This window comes from Endozoicomonas sp. ONNA1, from assembly GCF_024606325.1.
Taxonomy (GTDB): Bacteria; Pseudomonadota; Gammaproteobacteria; order Pseudomonadales; family Endozoicomonadaceae; genus Endozoicomonas_A.
This window is the reverse complement of sequence record NZ_JAHHPN010000825.1, coordinates 19,830-37,848: the sequence shown is the minus strand read 5'-3', so window position 1 is coordinate 37,848 and position 18,019 is coordinate 19,830. Positions and strand designations below refer to the sequence as shown.

The 18,019-nt window shown below is 47.9% G+C and carries 16 protein-coding genes; 12 read left to right on the top strand and 4 right to left on the bottom strand.

Features of this window, described 5'->3' with window-relative positions:
- Nucleotides 1–26 precede the first annotated feature (26 nt).
- Nucleotides 27–1,475 (bottom strand): hypothetical protein, encoded by a 1,449-nt coding sequence (locus KDK19_RS19570; RefSeq protein WP_257292679.1) that lies wholly within the window; start codon nucleotides 1,473–1,475, stop codon nucleotides 27–29.
- A 237-nt stretch (nucleotides 1,476–1,712) separates the two neighbouring features.
- On the opposite strand from KDK19_RS19570, the gene KDK19_RS19565 reads away from it, so the two are divergent.
- Nucleotides 1,713–2,333 (top strand): FKBP-type peptidyl-prolyl cis-trans isomerase, encoded by a 621-nt coding sequence (locus KDK19_RS19565; protein WP_257292678.1) that lies wholly within the window; start codon nucleotides 1,713–1,715, stop codon nucleotides 2,331–2,333.
- A 65-nt stretch (nucleotides 2,334–2,398) separates the two neighbouring features.
- Here KDK19_RS19565 and gpmI read toward each other — a convergent pair whose 3' ends face one another.
- Complete coding sequence (gene gpmI / locus KDK19_RS19560; protein ID WP_257292677.1) at nucleotides 2,399–3,928, bottom strand: 2,3-bisphosphoglycerate-independent phosphoglycerate mutase; 1,530 nt, start codon at nucleotides 3,926–3,928, stop codon at nucleotides 2,399–2,401.
- A gap of 449 nt (nucleotides 3,929–4,377) precedes the next feature.
- Here gpmI and KDK19_RS19555 point away from each other — a divergent pair, with 449 nt between their 5' ends.
- From KDK19_RS19555 to secB, 3 genes are all read left to right on the top strand, one after another.
- Nucleotides 4,378–4,794, top strand: coding sequence for a rhodanese-like domain-containing protein (locus tag KDK19_RS19555; RefSeq protein WP_257281227.1), 417 nt, complete (start codon nucleotides 4,378–4,380; stop codon nucleotides 4,792–4,794).
- A 65-nt stretch (nucleotides 4,795–4,859) separates the two neighbouring features.
- Nucleotides 4,860–5,111, top strand: coding sequence for a glutaredoxin 3 (grxC, locus tag KDK19_RS19550; protein WP_257281248.1), 252 nt, complete (start codon nucleotides 4,860–4,862; stop codon nucleotides 5,109–5,111).
- Nucleotides 5,112–5,248: 137 nt separating this feature from the next.
- Nucleotides 5,249–5,713: a protein-export chaperone SecB gene (secB, locus tag KDK19_RS19545; protein WP_257281226.1), complete on the top strand. Its 465-nt coding sequence runs from the start codon at nucleotides 5,249–5,251 to the stop codon at nucleotides 5,711–5,713.
- Nucleotides 5,714–5,757: 44 nt separating this feature from the next.
- Here secB and trmL read toward each other — a convergent pair whose 3' ends face one another.
- Nucleotides 5,758–6,222, bottom strand: a complete 465-nt coding sequence (trmL, locus tag KDK19_RS19540) for a tRNA (uridine(34)/cytosine(34)/5-carboxymethylaminomethyluridine(34)-2'-O)-methyltransferase TrmL (protein ID WP_257287304.1) — start codon at nucleotides 6,220–6,222, stop codon at nucleotides 5,758–5,760.
- 488 nt (nucleotides 6,223–6,710) lie between these two features.
- The gene (locus KDK19_RS19535; RefSeq protein WP_257292676.1) at nucleotides 6,711–7,748 is read right to left on the bottom strand and encodes a hypothetical protein; all 1,038 of its coding nucleotides are present in this window, start codon (nucleotides 7,746–7,748) and stop codon (nucleotides 6,711–6,713) included.
- A gap of 266 nt (nucleotides 7,749–8,014) precedes the next feature.
- Here KDK19_RS19535 and KDK19_RS19530 point away from each other — a divergent pair, with 266 nt between their 5' ends.
- From KDK19_RS19530 to KDK19_RS19495, 8 genes are all read left to right on the top strand, one after another.
- Entirely contained in the window at nucleotides 8,015–8,275 is a 261-nt protein-coding gene (locus KDK19_RS19530) for a type II toxin-antitoxin system ParD family antitoxin (protein ID WP_257292675.1), read from the top strand.
- Nucleotides 8,265–8,570, top strand: a complete 306-nt coding sequence (locus KDK19_RS19525; protein ID WP_257292674.1) for a type II toxin-antitoxin system RelE/ParE family toxin — start codon at nucleotides 8,265–8,267, stop codon at nucleotides 8,568–8,570. Before KDK19_RS19530 ends, KDK19_RS19525 begins: the two co-directional genes overlap by 11 nt.
- A gap of 697 nt (nucleotides 8,571–9,267) precedes the next feature.
- The gene (locus KDK19_RS19520; protein ID WP_257292673.1) at nucleotides 9,268–9,828 is read left to right on the top strand and encodes a hypothetical protein; all 561 of its coding nucleotides are present in this window, start codon (nucleotides 9,268–9,270) and stop codon (nucleotides 9,826–9,828) included.
- A gap of 134 nt (nucleotides 9,829–9,962) precedes the next feature.
- On the top strand, nucleotides 9,963–12,452 hold the full coding sequence (locus tag KDK19_RS19515; protein WP_257292672.1) for a TcfC E-set like domain-containing protein: 2,490 nt from the start codon (nucleotides 9,963–9,965) through the stop codon (nucleotides 12,450–12,452).
- A gap of 110 nt (nucleotides 12,453–12,562) precedes the next feature.
- On the top strand, nucleotides 12,563–13,522 hold the full coding sequence (locus KDK19_RS19510; RefSeq protein ID WP_257292671.1) for a hypothetical protein: 960 nt from the start codon (nucleotides 12,563–12,565) through the stop codon (nucleotides 13,520–13,522).
- Between the two features lie 348 nt (nucleotides 13,523–13,870).
- A complete protein-coding gene (locus tag KDK19_RS19505) occupies nucleotides 13,871–14,446 on the top strand; it encodes a hypothetical protein (RefSeq protein WP_257292670.1) in 576 nt (191 codons plus the stop codon).
- Between the two features lie 372 nt (nucleotides 14,447–14,818).
- Nucleotides 14,819–15,349 carry a hypothetical protein gene (locus KDK19_RS19500; protein ID WP_257254340.1) on the top strand — a complete coding sequence of 177 codons (531 nt, stop codon included), beginning with the start codon at nucleotides 14,819–14,821 and terminating at the stop codon, nucleotides 15,347–15,349.
- 203 nt (nucleotides 15,350–15,552) lie between these two features.
- The gene (locus KDK19_RS19495; protein ID WP_257254339.1) at nucleotides 15,553–17,988 is read left to right on the top strand and encodes a TcfC E-set like domain-containing protein; all 2,436 of its coding nucleotides are present in this window, start codon (nucleotides 15,553–15,555) and stop codon (nucleotides 17,986–17,988) included.
- Nucleotides 17,989–18,019 lie beyond the last annotated feature (31 nt).

Here is an 18,019-nt window from a genome sequence, read left to right as displayed (position 1 = left end):
CATGGCACCTCTCCTGCTTATTGAGCTCAGTGATGAGACTGGCGGAGTGAGTCCATCGCCTTCAAAGCTCCAGCGGCTACTAATTGATCGGTCTCTTGTTTGTTGATGTAGGAGTAGGTCAGCCCCCACTCTTTAAAGCGCTCCCGGAACAAGGTACTCACAAAGTCAATCTCAATGATTTCGGCGTACTCTCCCAGAAAGTAAACATTGGGCGGATTGGGTTTACCCTTTTCTGCCGCTTTGGCAATCAGGCTTGCAGCACGTTCCTGCACCTCGTCCAGAGTAGGTTGCATGGTGGCTTTCATGTGGCCAACATACCAATCTTTAAGAGCTGCTGGTGCCTGTGAGTCCTGCAGTCTGAGTAACAGGATTCTATGGCCCAGCTCGTTTTTTCTCTTGCGCTGGGAATAGCGGTCAAAGAACTCTCTGGGTGATGCCTCCGGGTCAATGTGTTGTTTCAGATAGAGATGGGCAGGGATCTTTTGTGCATTCATTTTCAGCTCTGACAGACAGGTCTTTGTTCCTTCAAGACAAGCAGATGAGTCTAAAGCAACCTCCTGAAACTGGTGGTTGGACTTGTATTCTTCCCATCGTGCCAGCTTTGCCTGACATCTCTCTAATGTGTCCCTGCAATCTGTTTCGAAATTGGAAAAAAATTGATCACTGGCGAAGGCTCCGATGCTGTGAACGCTACCACTGGGAATGGATTTGGGTGGTTTGGGTGGCCTGGGCCTGGGAATAATCATTGGCATGCCAAGGTTACCAGCGTGAAGCGCCTTTTTATCTTTATAACGCATTTTCATATCAACGGTTTTTAATTCGCCATGTTCCACGGAGCACACCAGATCGTAGGTGGTTTTAAAAACGAACAGCTCATCTTCTGCTTGCATCAGTTTCATTGCTTCCCCGATCAGGACGGTATCCCGGGTAGTCTGTATTTCAGTCAGAGCTATCCCGCCGCTTTGAAACGTCTCTTTAATGGCTGTCTCTGCCTGCTTCTGAATGTCGATAACATCCTGCGGGTCAAAGAAGATGTACAATTCATCGCCTTCTTTGGCTGTGGCGGCATCAAAGCCTGCTACTGCATAGAGGAATGAAGCGGATGTTTTTGCTGGATCTATACCCCTTTGAGCCAATACCGGCTTTTGCTCTTCAAGCATTTCCCGGGACATTTTTCTGGCCACGGCCGCAGCGTTCAGGGAGGGGTCATAACCACCGGCCTTGACAACATTGCGGGTTCGTTTGGAAGCAATGTTTCCGGAATGGTCCAGATAAGCCTCGTCAATGCTCATGTCCCGCTTGATCGAGACCAGAACCCTGGGTTTGTCATTGTCCAGACGCTGAACCAGATACATTTCTGCTCGGGAGTTCAGACTCCAGAGTACATAGACCAGCTCTTCCTGAGCCTGGAGGATGGCACTGAAGCTTATCGTAAACAGGGCTACGAACAAAATGGGTACTTTTCTGATAATCATGAATTACTCCTTATAAATTCATAAAGACTCAAATTTTAGACAGGAGTTTCAGGCTTTTAGTTCCTTTCCGGTCGACATTCTTGTTTTATCAACACTTATGGTTTTAAGTCTGAAGTCGGGCAGGTTCGTGGTACAATGGCCTTCTTTCGCCATGAGAATACTGAAAAGGCAGGCTTTTGGCGTCACCTTGAGCGATGTGAATCGCTTACACCAGTTTCACCCAAAGTGAATAATTGAATGTCTGAATATAAAAGTGTCGAAGAGCGCGTAAGCTATGGAATTGGTCGTCAAATGGGCGACCAGCTGGCCAGCAACCCTATTGAAGGCCTGTCCATTGATGCCGTTCTGGCCGGTCTGGCTGACTCCCTGAACGGGGCTCCAAGTGCTGTTGAGCATTCCGCTTTGCAGGAAGCGTTCAACGAAATGCACCAGCGCATTCAGGCTCAGGAAGCTGATAAAGCTAAAGAGTTGTCTGCTGAGGGTGAAAAGTTTCTGGCTGAAAATGCCAAACGTGATGAAGTGACTGTCACCGAGTCAGGTCTGCAGTATGAAGTACTGGTAGCAGGTGATGAGAATGGCGAAAAACCAGGACCCAACGCCACCGTTCGCACTCACTACCATGGTACCCTGCTCAACGGTTCTGTGTTTGACAGCTCTGTGGATCGTGGTGAGCCTATCGAATTCGCTGTTAACGGCGTTATTGCCGGCTGGACAGAAGCCCTGCAGCTCATGACCGTCGGCTCCAAGTGGAAGCTGTTTATTCCATACAACCTGGCCTACGGTGCCCAGGGCGCGGGTGGCGCTATTGGCCCATACGCCACTCTGGTTTTTGAAGTAGAGCTGCTGGCAATTTCCTGATAGCAGTCCCGGACTGGTAGCGTCCTGCTTCCAGTCCTGTTCTGTTTTCCAATGCTCTGAAAGCATCAGCCTGCCAGAGACTTACCGGTCATCTCTTCAGGCTGTTCGAGACCCATCAGATCCAGCAGGGTGGGAGCCAGATCAGACAGAATACCGTCTTTCAGCTCAATGGCTTTGGGACCAAAGTAAACGAGGGGAACCAGCTCGCAAGTATGAGCTGTGTGAGCCTGCCCGGTTTTGGGGTTAACCATCTGCTCAGCGTTACCGTGATCGGCGGTAATCAGACACTGACCACCGGTTTCATCCAGGGCTTCAATCACTCTGCCAATGGATTGATCGACCGCTTCCACGGCTTTCACAGCTGCATCAAATACACCGGTATGACCCACCATGTCGCAGTTAGCGTAGTTGCAGACAATCAGGTCGTGCTTGCCGCTCTTGATCTCAGCGACCAGCTTGTCAGTCACTTCCGGAGCGCTCATTTCAGGCTTAAGGTCATAGGTGGCTACTTTGGGTGATGGAACCAGAATTCTTTCTTCTCCTTGATAGGGCTCCTCACGGCCGCCACTGAAGAAGAAGGTGACGTGGGCATACTTTTCAGTCTCGGCGATACGCAGCTGTGTTTTACCCAGCTTTTCCATGTATTCACCCAGAGTATTAGGCAGCTCGAAAGGTGGATAGGCACATATTGTGTCGATGCTGGCAGCGTATTGAGTCAACATGACAAATCCGGCCATGACCGGTTGTTTGGTACGTCGGAAACCGTCAAACTCTTTTTCTACAAAGGCACGGGTGATTTCACGGGCTCTGTCTGCACGGAAATTCATGAACAGAACCGCATCACCGTCATTAATGGTGGCAGGACTTTCACCCAGGGTAGTGGCTTTTACAAATTCGTCATTCTCATCACGCTCATAAGCCGCGTGCAGGCCTTCTACAGCGGTTTTGGCAGAAAACTCTGCTTTGCCGAGAGTCATCAGGTCATAGGCCTGCTGCACCCGTTCCCAGCGGTTATCACGATCCATAGCGTAGTAACGACCGATCAGGCTGGCGACTCTGCCAATACCTTTTTCTTTCAGAATCGCGTCGGTTTTTGCCAGAGACGTTTCGGCGCTGCGTGGCGGTGTATCACGGCCATCCAGAAATGCGTGAACATACACTTCTTTAGCGCCACGCTTGGCAGCCAGTGCCACCATGGCATTGATATGATCTTCATGGCTGTGAACACCGCCGGGAGACATCAGCCCCATGATATGGACCGCTTTTCCCGTTGAGACGGCTTTGTCGATAGTGTCGGTAAACGCTTTGTTCTCGAAGAAGTCACCGTCCTCAATGGATTTTGTGATGCGGGTAAAGTCCTGGTAGACCACTCGACCGGCACCGAGGTTCATGTGACCGACTTCACTGTTACCCATCTGGCCATCAGGCAGGCCCACATCCATACCGGAGCCTGAGACAAAACTGAAAGGGTGCTCCTTCTGGAGACGATCCATGACGGGCGTATTGGCAGCCAGGATAGCGTTGGAGTCAGATTCTTTTCGGTAACCGTAACCATCGAGGATGATCAGGGCGGTGGTGGTGCGCTTGTCAGTCATGGATCAAACCTTGGGCATATTGGCCAAAAGCAGTGTCTTTGAAATACTGCTCTCAGAGACATTGCAGCTATTCTCAGAAACCGGATTGAGCAGCATCTTTGGCTCAGGGCTGTTTTGAGAGGTGAAGGCCTTGAATTCTACCTGCTTTACAGCTCGTTTCCAGAGACAGAGTGATAGAAATCAACTATTTGCAGGATAGAACAGATGTTGGTGTCAAAGCCTGATTTCCTCTATTGTAAGATGCTGATTGATGCCCCACGGCACTGATGCTCACTACCGTGTTCTTTTAGCGCACACAGTCGTAACTCTATTTAGCAGAATGTATACTTGTCGCCCTACGGCAATTAATTACGACAATTAATCACGAAAATGGGTGCGATTTTCACCATCAATGGTGAGAGGCTAAGCTGTTTTCCCCTCGTTAAGGCATATATTAGTACTGGTTCGGTATGGAACAGATTATTGAATTTATAGGTAACCACCCTCTGCTGGTGGGTTCTCTGGCAGCTCTGTTGTGTGTGCTGCTCTTTACCGAGATGCGCAAAGGTGGTCAGAGTGTCGGTTCTCAGGAAGTGACTCAGCTGATTAACCAGCAAGGAGCTATAGTACTCGACGTCAGGGAAAAAGCCGATTTTAGTAAAGGCCACATCGTTGATGCCATGAGCATGCCTTTTGGCAAAGTCGCTGAGCGAATCGGTGAGCTGAACAAACACAAAGACAAGCCGATTGTTATCGTAGACGCCATGGGCCAGCACAGTGGCTCCGTTGGCAAGCAGTTAAAAGACGCCGGGTTTGAGCAGGTTGTTCGACTGAAGGGTGGAATTGGCACCTGGACGGCAGACAGCCTGCCTCTGGTTAAAAAGTAAAGTAACAGGCCATGATGCTCTCCCCGGAGGGCGAGTGCATCATGGCCAGCATTCCTGGAATAAAAATGGCTCCGGTTACCCTTTATATTTCTGCTTATTGCCCATTTTGCCATCAGGCGCTCAGGCTACTGGACAGCAAAGGGGTCAGCTACCAAACTATCAGCGTCGACGGCAAGCCCGATGTCCGTCAGGAGATGACGCTCAAAGCAGGTGCGCGCACCGTCCCCCAGATATGGATTGGAGACACCCATGTAGGTGGTTGTGATGATCTGTATGCTCTGGAATCTGCCGGGAAACTGGACGACCTGCTGAGATAAAAACAGATCCGTTTCCTCAACCTTCTGAGGAGCGAGCCTGTTTTTGAGAGTTGCTAGTAACCTCACTTGATACTGGTATTTTTATCCCCATTATAAGTGGGAAGTGAATTTAGAACCGACGTTTTAAGGAAATGATAATGGCTGAGAATCAGCAGCAAGATCAGGCGCAGTTTGCGCTGCAGCGTATCTACGTAAAGGACCTGTCCTTTGAGTCGCCAAAGTCTCCGGAAATGTTTCAGGCGCAGTGGCAGCCGGAAGTTAAGCTGGACCTGAACACCACTAACCGTCTGCTGCACGATGATATGTATGAAGTCGTACTGTCTCTGACCATTACTGTTCAGAATGGCACTGAAGAAGAGAAAGAGACCGCATTCCTGGCTGAAGTTCAGCAGGCGGGCGTTTTCCTGGTCAAGGGGCTGAGTGATGATGAACTGCACCGTACGCTGGGTGCTTTCTGCCCGAACATTCTGTTCCCATACGCTCGTGAAGCCATAGATAACCTGGTTCTGCGTGGCAGCTTCCCTCCGCTGATGCTGGCGCCTGTCAACTTCGACGCCCTGTATCTGCAGGCGCGTGAACAGCAGGACGCTACTGTTAACTGATAGCGAACTGAACAGTGCCGGGCACTGACCGGCACACTCTTCTCTCATTTCCCTCCGGGAAATTCCAGCTGCTTCCAGGCCTCGTAGACCATAACAGCGACGGTATTGGATAAGTTCAGGCTTCTGCTTTCGGGTAGCATTGGTAAGCGCAGTACCTGATCCTTTGGCAGACTATTCAAAATGTCGATTGGCAAGCCTCTGGTTTCCGGTCCGAACATCAAAGCGTCTCCGGGCTCAAAGGCATGTTCCGAATAGCGAGTGGTGCCTTTGGTGCTCAAAGCCAACACCCTTGTGGGTTTCACTGTCTGAAGAAAGTCCTGATAGTGGTCATGAATCTGCAAATTGGCGTATTCATGGTAATCCAGCCCGGCCCGTTTCAGGCGTTGATCATCAAGATCGAATCCCAGAGGCCTGATCAGATGCAGGCGAAAGCCTGTATTGGCACAGAGTCGGATAATATTCCCCGTATTGGGAGGGATTTCCGGCTGGTATAGAACGATATCAAGCATATTGGCGGGAACTGATTCAGTACATCGAGGGTGAATTATAAGGCTATTCGCGCGATGACTGTCAGTGAATCTATACCCATCACTACATCTTCAAAGGCGATGGATACAGAAACGTTTGTTAACCTTTCAGACAGAAGCCTGAGCCAGTCCTGAGATCAGAACCATGGTTAACAAGAGAGCAACAAGGTTGCAGGTGCGTCCGATGCTACATTGCTTTTCATCGCAGCGACATTGGTCGTAGGGTGACAGATTCATCTTCAGAAGCCTCTTTAAATTCCCTGAGGGTTTGCTGATACACGCTTCGAATACTGCTCTGCCTTGGAAGCCACACAATTAATAGTAGTAAAGCTGGTCAGGGCCGAAAGAAAATTTCTTGCCCTTATAAATCTGTCGGAATAATACTATTTTTTCAGGGGTTTTACAGGTTATCTTGATAAGTGTTGCATTTCTGGCGTATTCGAAAAAATGTATGCTCAATTCATCCCAGCTCAACCCGGAGGAACTGTTTCATCTTTCGAAGCATAATATTCAGCAACCTTTTCATGGGTAGCAGCCATTGCCTGAAGAGTACCGCTCCACATCAGATTGAAGACACCTCCCATGGCAGTTGCATAGGCTAACTGGGCAGCAAAAACCTTAGGGTTTTTAGCGGCAGTGGCTGACAGTTGTCTGAAAACCTCCTGATGGGTTTTGCCCAGTATCCGGCCATTGGCGTGGGTCTTGAGGATATTGTTGATAAAACCTACCGTTGCACCCACACCAAACTGTGTTGCCTTCATTTCAAAATCACTCAGCTTCCCTTCATCCCGTCGTTTTACCTGCTGCCTGTCCATTGAATCCATCGAAAACATCAGCAGAGCGGAAAGACAATTGCTTGTAACGCCTCGAAAAGGCGATGTTAGCGTTCTTTTGAAACCCTGTTGCAGAATAGTTTTAGATCCCTGAGCTTTTTTTACACTGCGATCTCTCATCTGCTGTTTAATTTGCATCGCTGCAAAAGGCTGGCTGGCGACTGTTATTAGTGTGGCAGTGGTGCCGTTGACTGCAAAATTAGCTTTACCCTGGGCGTCTTCGGGCAGCTCCATTGTAGAAGACACGCCATAAAGCAATTGGGCAGATGCTGTTCGAACCGTATCGGCCATCACATAACGAGTCACAGTGCGGGCAATGGCTGGCGTCCAGCCGGCCGAAGATAAAGCCGCCGACAACTTAGGCAGCTGACCGGTTTGCTGTGACTGAACCAGCGGCCGGAGTAGGGAGGAAGTCGCAGGTGTATTCAATACAGCAGGAAGAAGCATATTGTCTTTAGCAAACTTACTTACGTACAAAAGTAAAGGAGTACCCTTCAAAGGGGGTTCAGGAGGCAGCTCTGTTTTTCGGCTTGCAAGTGATGTTTGGCTGCCTGTTTCTGCGTGACTGGCGTCAGGAAGGTACTTTGACGATTCGATGTCAGCAGGGGGCTTGTTATCAGGTGAGACAGTACTCAGGCCCGGTGGTTGCTGTGTGTTGCTGGTTAGTGGGTCCATTATCAACTCCCTTTAAATAAATCATATTAATTGTGAGTTCCTCGCCGGTAAAAAGTTCATTTTATAGTGTGTTTGCGCTCATCTTCCTCATTTACCGCGCAGGACAGTCTCAAGTCCGACAGGCTCTCAGCTGCTTTTGGCAGCAGGAATCAGATCACTGTAGGCACGTTTGGCTTCTTATGCGTACCAATCAACGAAAGAATAGAAAGCAGAATCGCCAGAATGTAGTAATATGTGTTAATTATTAACACAAATGGTGCGGAGCTATGGCAAGAACAACATCGGTAACATTAGGCCAGCATTACGAAGACTTCATCAATGATCTTATAGAAAAGGGTCGTTATCAGTCTGTTAGTGAGGCAGTTAGGGCAGCTCTCAGAGTCTTTGAAAAAGAAGAACAAGAATACGAAGCCAGGTTACAGGCTCTGCGGGATAAAGTAGACGCCGGTCGTAACAGTCCGATTGTAAAAGACTTTGATATGGATCGTTTGCTTGATGAATTAAACGGGAGGCGTGATGTCGGGTAATTACACTGTTCGCCAGAGAGCAAAAGACGATGTGATGAGCATCTGGTTTTATACAGTGGAACGCTGGGGAACTGAACGGGCCAACAGTTATCTGCGTAAAATCAGGGACAAGTTTGAATGGCTGGCTGAGAACCCCAGAGCGGGCACACAGAGAAAAGACGTAGACCCTGAACTGTATGCTACACCGGTAGGGATGCACATCGTTCTTTACGATATTGTTAATAACCAGCCTGACATTGTGGCGGTTATTCACCAGTCCGCAGACATAAAACGCAAACTGCGACAACAAGAATAAATGTTTAACAAAATGCCTGCGGGTGTTTTTTGCTTTAACAGCCAACATTCAAAAGCCGGCTTCATACGGTTTTTTTTATGCCCGAAAAAAGGTGAGTCATGGAAGACATTGCTCACATTCTCAATCTCTCAGGTGGCAAGGATTCAACTGTACTGGCATTACTGGCAAAGCAACGACTGTAAGCAGGAGCGATTAGTAACGTACAGCTGTTTTTTGCGGATACGGGCAACGAGCATCAGGACACTCACGATTACGTTGACGACCTGAAAACAAATCTCTATCTAAAAAAGTCTGCTCAAAAGTTTGATATATAAATTTATATTGATGAATCCGCTTACATTGATGCGGGAAGTACCTGTTTTCAAAATCTTTAAATATGAGATGTTGACATGGATCAATATATCTCTATCAGGTGTTTTTGTGAGCAATTATTTATGTTAGCCTTATCGGAAAATACGTACATTAGTGAGCTTTGAGCTGACTAAAGCGTGTAGAGAGAAGGTAGTATCGGTTTCAGGGAAAGTCAGTCATAAGAATAATAAAAAGACAGTGGTTGTTTAATTCTTTTTGTCATTCTCCATGTCTGCCTTGTTGTTCCGAAAGAAGTGTGAAAAGTGGCTTCGAGATCAGGGTGTAGGAAAGCACCTGAAGCATAGAAAAATAGACAACGGACTAGTTCTGAATATTGGAGAAAGTGATGGAATTTAAAAAAGTAGCTGTGGCTATAGCACTGTCTGCAGGGCTGGCCTCTTTTGGGCTTCAGGCGGCTGATAATCCTGATTCACCAACTGCGAATTCATCTACAGGTGACTTTGATATTACCTTGAGAAATGAAGTGCAGATGCAACTATTTGAGCTGACGGATGTGAATCTTGAAAATACTGATACAGGTGCGACTCCTGGCGATTTGACTGGCTCTACCAAGTCTTGTGTAGATTCAAATGTTGATAACTACGAAGTTACGTTGGTAAGCAGCAATTCATTCAATCTTCAGGCTGGCAGTGGCCCTGCCTCTGGACAGATTCCATATAAGCTGACTTATTCTCAAGTTGGTGCGACTGATCAGGTATGGGGAGTTGGAGGTGAGGCTTCTGGGGTAACTGCTGGCGACTTTGCTAAAGATGGTGATATTAATGATAAAGCTTGCAATGTTGCTCTGGATACCAAAATTACAGTCGATATTCTTGAAGCAGATTACAAAGATCAAGATGTGGGTGTTTACACTGATACTGTGACAGTAGTGGTATCTGCAATCTAACCAAATAAGCCAGCGAAGTTAATTTGGCATCTTCGCTGGCCCTCCAAAAAAATAAAAAACAGCCGTGAGTAACAGCCCTGAGCCAACCCACGGTAAAAGAACCAGAGCAGTAACAAAAAGGATTTCTCCGGGCCATGACTAGGTGGAAATGCATTGACATTTTATGTATTGCATTGCCCATGGTTTTTGTTTTCTCGAAAGCTATGGCCAGTCAGCCGCTTTTTCTTGCCCAGAATAAAGTTCCTGAAGGTTTTGAGACGCTCAGTGAGCCCCAGCAGTCGCTGGTGGATATCTATTACGGTAACCGCTTTTTAACTTCCCAGCTGGCCACCTTCCAACCCGGTAAAATCACCCTTTCCAACGTTAATGAAGTGGTTCGCCTTATTGGTTCGGTGAATGATCCCGCTTTTTTGACGACGGCTTTGTCGGGCGAGTTGAATACCCATGCCGAGGCGATCTGTCCGCCCAATGTCACCAGAGATTGTGGTGTTCTTAATCCTCCCATTGCCGGTGTGATTTTTGATGAATCCCGATTCCGGGTCGATGTGTTTGTGAATCCCCGCTTCTTGTTGACCAGAGCTGCCGATGTCAGAAAATATCTGCCGCCTTCCGATGCAGGCTTTGCCATGATGCAGAACTTTTCGGCAGCGGCCACGGGTACATTGCAAGACACTAATGGCAGTGATTACACTTTGAATGGTCTGACACTGTTGTCTTATTATGAAAACAGTGTCTTGTGGAGTTGGGACTATTCAAAGTCTCAACAGTTCTCGGTCAATCAGCTTTATGGTCAGAGGGAGTATGAAGGCTTTGAATACAATCTTGGCTTGCTCTCAAGTCAGGGCTTTGGCCTGAACTTTACGTCCGATCAGCCTCTTGTGGGTGCTCGCTTTCAAAGTTCGAATAACACCCGAAACGACACCGACTTCAGTGGCGGTATGCCGGTTGAAATCTTTATGCCCCTCAGGGGCAGGGTTGAAATCAGAAAAGATGGGCGACTGATAGCGTCTTATTTCCATGAAGCCGGTCTTCAGGCTCTGGATACCACTAACTTTCCCAGCGGCGCCTACGACATAGAAATCAGGATTCTGGATGAGCAGGGTAACTTGCAGTCTCAGGAAACTCGTTTCTTTTCCAAACAGTATCAAATCCCCCCCGAAGGTGAATGGCTGCTTTTTGCTGAGACAGGGCGTGTGATGACATCGGTTTTTGATGGCGCTCTGCCTCAAGGTACCGAGCAGTGGCTGACCCGGGCCGGTGTGAGTCGAAGAATTTTCGATACTATGGCAGGAACTCTCTCTGCTGCCGCGACTTTAGATACTTCATTGCTCGAGCTGGGTCTGTTTAACCTGGGGTATCGTTATGAGTTATCACCGTCAGTGATGGTAGCCGATAACGGCAGCTATGGTATGACCCTGACAGGCAGAACCTGGCTGGGTAGCGTCTCTTTGAATGGCAGTTATCGCCGACTCTGGAGAGATGACAGTGAAGAAGAAAACACAGATCGCCCGGCACTGATCGGTGATGCCTTTGAGCAAGGCAGTTTTTCTGTTTCTGCACCTGTCTGGAGGGGCAGTGCCAATTACCGGTTCAGCAGCAACAGAAATAATACCGATGGCAGAACAGAAACTCACGGAGTGAGTTATACCGCTACCGTTTTCAGAACACTGGATTACGATACCAGCGCGACGTTCAGTTTGAGTGAGTCCGAAGGTAACACCGTTGCACTGCTGAGTTTTGAGTGGCGATTCCGTCAGGACCGATGGGATTTCCGGGTTAACCCCCGGGCAGAGATTCAAAACAATAACGGCGTCAGAGACAAAACAGAAAAAATGAGGCTGTCAGCCTCCTGGGATGATGGTGATCTTTATGATGGTCAACTGACGTCCAGTGTCTCCGCAGAAGCGGGCAGCGGTGAACGCAGACTCGACGGTACTTTGCAGTACGGTAACCGGTTTGGCAGGGCAGCATTATCGGTTAACCATAGCTCAACAGAGGCTGGCCAGATTACTAACTATAACGGCAGTTTCAGTACCAGCTTCCTGACTGATGGCAGTGTTGTGGCCATGGGAGGCGAGCAAAGAGCAGAGAGTGCTCTGGTGGTCAATCTTGATGGACGTGAAGGCGACGTTTTTGATGTAAAAATTGATGGTCAGAGAAGAGGTTATGCTGTGGCGGGCAGACCGTCGGTGATTCCGCTGACACCTTTTGAACAATATACCGTTACCTTGTCGCCTTCAGGGGATACCCTGTATAGTTTTGATGAGCGGGAGCGTCGTTTCACTCTGTATCCCGGAAACGTCGTGACACTCGACTATGAGGCTATACCCCTGCAACTGCTCTTTGGTCGTTTGTTGGTGAACGGTGAACCTCTGGGCAGAGCCCGGATTACCGGTGGACTTTATCCCTCCAGCTCAGATGATATTGGCATGTTCCAGATAGAAGCCCGCTCAGATATTAATGAGTTGAGGATTGAGCTGGAGAATGGTTGGCAATGCTCCGTCCCCGTTGAACCGGACGACGAGCAATACATACTTAGAATGGGAACTCTGGATCTGTCTGAGTCTGATTGTGTTCCCGAGCTGGAAGGCCAGTTGGCCATCGGCAAACGGGACGATTCATGAGCAGGATGCAATTTCAGGAAGAAATAGATAAAACAATAACGGAGTTCTGCTGTGTTCAGGGTCATTGATTACGAGAAGGCCAGTTGTTCAAAGGCCCGGAGTTGTTGACATTGAAGTATTTTATCAAAGTGTTTTTTTCGGCACTGATACTCTTTTCGACAGAGGCATGGGCTTTCTTTGAATTCTCTGGTTATGTCGCCGACCCACTTAACGTGACCTCAGGAAATGCAAACCCCACCTACAATTTCACGGTGTCCTTCAGGGCATATTGTGATTCGGGCTGTGTAGGTCAGGATTATCGTCTGGCTCTTTCAGATTCAGATCCCGGCAGCCAGAGCCCTTCAAGTAATGTTCCTGACAGCTATCAGGCGGATGAATTGTCAGAGTTTTTGATCAGTGCCCAATACAGTCAGAATGGAAATCAGGGAAGTTTAGTACCCGGAGAATGGACGCACTCTGATAGCTCTTCCTCATTTTATCAGACCACTACCAATGGTACGGTAACGGGTTCGTTTACATTAACATTCAATCAGAATCGACTGCTACAGCTTGAGGCTGGTACATACGACTTCAGCTTCTATATAGCCGGTGAAGATATGTACAATACGCGCCATCTGGATAGCATTCTGGTAACCATTCCGATCGTGGTACCTGAGTTTGTACAAATATCTGGCTTGGAAGATGTGGCTCTGGATGCTAATGACTTGTCCGGAAATAATCTTGATGCTGACTTTGGTGTCTGTGTGTTCAGTAATACGGGTGAAGTCTCTATAGACTTTGATAGCAGCAGTAATCCAGGGGATGACTTTATGCTCAGTAAACAGGGTCAGTGTGTGAATGCATCGGATTGTGTTAATTATCGCATGAGGGTCAGAACCCCCAGTGAAAGCTGGGCCACTTATCGCAGGCAGGGGCAACGACCTAACAGGGGCTGGACTGCCAGTGCTCAGCAGGATTGCGGTGGTCAGGACAACATGACGTTGCGGGTCAGGATCAAAGGCAATGATCTTGATAATATTGACTCGGGTGTTTATAGCGATACCATGACAGTTACCATAAGGGCCCAATAAAGACAGACTGGAATGTCTTTCTCTCTTCTGTGCTGCGATTGAATAATCCGTACTCAACCTCGATGTTGCTGCTGAGAATTTTCAATGTTCAGCTCTTTCTGGAATACAGTCGTTTAATCTTTAATATAAAAATACTGACGCTTTGGCTTCATAAGATTTTTCCATTACGCATTACAGAATGAATCAACAATAAATATAAACGACAAAGTTATATTATTCGTTAAATCTATTGAGGCCGTGAGCTTCTTTATGTCTGCTACACTGTTCCAATGACGCTTGGAGAGAGTCTTCAGGTTCAGGATCCCGTTTGGCATCTGAAATACAGAAGCAAAGCGGATTACGAACTGGTTGGATAAAGGGGAAAGCAATGGAGTTAAAGAAGTAGTTGTAGCTGTTGCTTTATCTTCAGGATTGGCCTCGTCATGGCTCCAGGCTGCTGTAAACCCAACAGAGCCGACTGCGGACTTGTCTTCTGGCAACTTTGAAATTACTTACAGAAGAAAGGTTCAGATACAGCTCTTTGGTCTGGAGGACATAACATTCGATAAATCCGCTGCTTCTAAAGGAGATCTCGAAGGTTCAACCCCTTCTTGTGTTGACTCGAACATTGAACGCTACGAAGTCAGTCTGGACAGCAGAAATGATTTTAATTTGACTGCAGGCCTGGGCCCGGGATCGGACAAGATCCCTTATTTATTGACCTATTCTCAGAAAAAAGGTGCAAAAGACCAGGTATGGGGAGCTGGCAACCTCGGGCCTGGCGTTACAGCGGGCAATTTTGCAATAGACGGTCCCATTGACAGTAAGACTTGCGACCCTGCTCTGGACTCTAAAATCACTGTGGAAATTAAAGAAGCGGATTACACCGGTAAGCCTGAAGGCGTTTATTCAGACACGGTTACAGTGACCGTCTCATCAATTTAATTCTTGATAGTCAGTGGAGTTGGCACCAGTCTCTTTTCTGGCTGTACGAAAAATATAAAACGGCTGTGAGTAAGAGTCCCGAGCCAGTCCTCGATATAAACAAGCGATGTAGTTTTTTGTTCCGGGTAATTCATAAATCCACGAGTAATACGACAAATGTAAATTATATGGATAAACGATAAAGACTGATTAATAGGTGTATCTATTGAGTTCAGGTATGACTCCATACGTCTGCTACACTGTTGCAATCAAAGTTTGAAAAGAGGCATTGAACTCAGGGTGTCTTAAAGTACCTGGGGCGTAGAAACAAAACGTATTAAAAACAGCTTAGGTAAAGGAGAAACAGATGCAATTAAAGAAGTAGTTAAAAGTGTGGCGCTATCGGCGGGACTGTTCTCTTCCGGGCTTCAGGCAGCTGAGAACCCAACAGGACCGACTGCAGACTCATCTACCGGCAAGTTTGATATCTTTCTTAGAAACGAGGTTCAAATGAGGCTCTTTGCTCTGGTGGACGTAACTTTCAATACCACCTCTGCCACTACCGGTGATCTCACTGGTTTCACTCCTTCCTGTGTTGATTCAAATGTTGAACGATACGAAGTCAGTCTGGCAAGCGACCATAATTTTACATTGGAACCATCAGGAGCAGGTCCTGCAGACGAAATCCCTTATTTGTTGACCTATTCTCAGAAAGGTGGTGCGGCGGATCAGGTCTGGGGAGCGGGTCAGTTGGTGTCGGGTGCTGTGGCAGGTGATTTTAAAAGAGATGGCCCTATTGGAGGTAACACTTGTGATGCTGCTCTGGACTCTAAAATTACTGTAGACATTAAAGAAGCGGACTATAAAGGTAAAAGTGTAGGCGTATATTCAGACACTGTCACAGTCGTAGTCACAGCTATTTAATCCCTAATGGCCGGTAAAGTTGACTCTGGTCTGGTCACTGGCTTTCCAAAAAATATGAAAGCGGCGCTGAGTAACAGCCCTGAGTCGGCCCTCGGTGTAAAGTACCTCTGTCAGGTAATTAAGTATCAGAGCAGTAACGAAAATGATTGTTTCGGGCCATGACAAAATGGAAATGCGTTGACATTTTATGTGTTGCGTTGCTCATGGTTTTTGTTTGCTCGAAAACTATGGCCAATCAGGCGCTTTTTCTTGCCCAGAATAAAGCTCCCAAAGGTTTTGAGACCCTTAGTCAGCCTCAGCGATCGCTGGTGGATATTTATTATGGCAACCGCTATTTAACCTCCCAGCTGGCTACCTTCCAACCCGGTGAAGTTACCCTTTCCAATGTTAATGATGTGGTTCGCCTTATCGGTTCGGTGAACGATCCTGTTTTTTTGGCTTCGGCTTTATCCGGCGAGTTGAATACCCATACTGAGGCTATTTGTCCGCCCGGTGTCACCAAAGATTGTGGTGTTCTTAACCCTCCCGTTGCCGGTGTGATTTTTGATGAATCCCGCTTCAGGGTCGATGTGTTTGTTAATCCCCGCTTCCTGTTAACCCGAGCTGCCGATGTCAGAAAATACCTGCCGCCTTCTGACTCAGGCTTTGCCATGATGCAAAACTTTTCGGCAGCAGTAACCGGTATATCTGAAGATGCCAATGGCAGTGACTATACTTTGTACGGCCTGACGCTGCTCTCTTATCATGAAAATAGTGTGTTGTGGAGCTGGGACTATTCAAAGTCTCAAGACTTCTCGGTCAATCAGCTATACGGTCAGAGGGATTTTGAAGGCTTTGAGTACGATGTTGGCCTGCTTTCAAGTCGGGGGTTTGGCCTCAATTTTACGTCTGATCAGCCCCTTGTCGGAGCCCGGTTTCGGACTTCTGATAACACCAGAGAAGATACCGATTTCAGTGGCGGTATGCCGATCGATATCTTTATGCCGCTCAGGGGCAGGGTTGAAGTCAGACGAGATGGACGACTGATTGCGTCTTATTTTCTTGAAGCGGGTCTTCAGGCTCTGAATACCACTACTTTTCCCACGGGTGCCTACGATATAGACATCCGGATTCTGGATGAGCAGGGTAACCTTCAGTCTGAGGAAACCCGTTTCTTTGCCAAGCAGTTTCAACTACCGCCTGAAGGTGAATGGCTGTTTTTTGCTGAGACCGGGCGTGTGATGACATCGGTTTTTGATGGGGTTCTGCCTGATAGTACTCAACAGTGGTTGACCCGGGCCGGTGTGAGTCGGAGAATTTTTGAGACGGTGGCAGGGACTTTGTCTGCTGCCGCTACTTTAGATACTTCATTGCTTGAGCTGGGGCTATTCAAGTTGGGCTATCGTTATGAGTTATCACCCTCGGTGATGCTGGCAGATAATGGCAGCTATGGTATGACTCTCATAGCCAGAACCTGGCTGGGCAACGCCTCTTTGAATGGCAGTTATCGACGACTCTGGAGGGACGATAGTGAAGTGGAAAATTCCGATCGCCCGGCATTGATCGGTGATGCTTTTGAGCAAAGCAGTTTTTCTATTGCAGTACCCCTCTGGAGAGGCGCTGCCAATTACCGATTCAGCAGTAATAGAAATAATAACGATGGCAGAACAGAAACCCACGGAGTGAGTTATACCGCTACCGTTTTCAGAACGCTGGATTACGATACGAATGTTACTTTCAGTTTCAGTGAGTCAGAAGGTAACTCAGTAGCATTGTTGAGTCTGGAGTGGCGATTTCGTCAGGATCGATGGACTTTCCGGGTTAACCCCCGGGCTGAGGTTCAAGACACTAACGGCCTGGAAGACAGAACAGAAAAAATGAGGCTGTCAGCCTCCTGGGATGATGGTGACCTTTATGATGGTCAGCTGATTTCTACTGTCTCTGCAGAAGCGGGAAGTGGCGAACGAAGACTTGATGGTGTCTTGCAATACGGTGACCGTTTTGGCAAAGCAGCATTGACGGTTAACCATCGTTCAACAGAGGCCAATCGGGTTACTAACTATAACGGCAGTTTCAGCACCAGCTTTCTGACCGATGGCAATGTTGTGGCTATGGGTGGAGAGCGAGTGGCGGAGAGTGCTCTGGTGGTCAATCTGAAAGGTCGTGAAGGTGACGTGTTTGATGTAACCATTGATGGTCACAGGAGAGGCTACGCCGTGGCAGACAGACCGTCGGTGATCCCGCTGGCACCTTTTGAACAATATACCGTAACCCTGTCGCCTTCAGGGGATACGCTCTACAGTTTTGATGAGCGGGAGCGACGTGTCACCCTGTATCCCGGCAACGTCGTGACGCTGGACTATGAGGCTATACCCCTGAGACTGCTTTTTGGTCGCTTGTTGATGAAGGGTAAGCCTCTGGACGGAGCTCGGATTATTGGAGGACTTTATCCTGCCAGTTCGGACGATATTGGCATGTTCCAGATAGAAGCCCGCTCAGATACTCATGAGTTGAGGATTGAACTCGAGAATGGTTGGCAATGCACTGTGCCCGTCGTACCGGATGACAAGCAGTACATACTAAGAATGGGAACCCTGGATCTTTCCGAGTATGATTGTGGTCCCGATCTTCAAGGCCAGTTGACCAATGGCGAACGGTAAGGCTCCTGAGTATTAATGATACTCGGTTATA

Bases quoted from the DNA above. Each gene is read 5' to 3' on its own strand.
- KDK19_RS19525 (WP_257292674.1), top strand. From the start codon at position 8,265: ATGTCGGGTAATTACACTGTTCGCCAGAGAGCAAAAGACGATGTGATG.
- KDK19_RS19520 (WP_257292673.1), top strand. From the start codon at position 9,268: ATGGAATTTAAAAAAGTAGCTGTGGCTATAGCACTGTCTGCAGGGCTG.
- gpmI (WP_257292677.1), bottom strand. From the start codon at position 3,928: ATGACTGACAAGCGCACCACCACCGCCCTGATCATCCTCGATGGTTAC.
- KDK19_RS19570 (WP_257292679.1), bottom strand. From the start codon at position 1,475: ATGATTATCAGAAAAGTACCCATTTTGTTCGTAGCCCTGTTTACGATA.
- KDK19_RS19535 (WP_257292676.1), bottom strand. From the start codon at position 7,748: ATGGACCCACTAACCAGCAACACACAGCAACCACCGGGCCTGAGTACT.
- trmL (WP_257287304.1), bottom strand. From the start codon at position 6,222: ATGCTTGATATCGTTCTATACCAGCCGGAAATCCCTCCCAATACGGGG.
- KDK19_RS19515 (WP_257292672.1), top strand. From the start codon at position 9,963: ATGACTAGGTGGAAATGCATTGACATTTTATGTATTGCATTGCCCATG.
- secB (WP_257281226.1), top strand. From the start codon at position 5,249: ATGGCTGAGAATCAGCAGCAAGATCAGGCGCAGTTTGCGCTGCAGCGT.
- KDK19_RS19530 (WP_257292675.1), top strand. From the start codon at position 8,015: ATGGCAAGAACAACATCGGTAACATTAGGCCAGCATTACGAAGACTTC.
- KDK19_RS19565 (WP_257292678.1), top strand. From the start codon at position 1,713: ATGTCTGAATATAAAAGTGTCGAAGAGCGCGTAAGCTATGGAATTGGT.
- KDK19_RS19495 (WP_257254339.1), top strand. From the start codon at position 15,553: ATGGTTTTTGTTTGCTCGAAAACTATGGCCAATCAGGCGCTTTTTCTT.
- grxC (WP_257281248.1), top strand. From the start codon at position 4,860: ATGGCTCCGGTTACCCTTTATATTTCTGCTTATTGCCCATTTTGCCAT.
- KDK19_RS19555 (WP_257281227.1), top strand. From the start codon at position 4,378: ATGGAACAGATTATTGAATTTATAGGTAACCACCCTCTGCTGGTGGGT.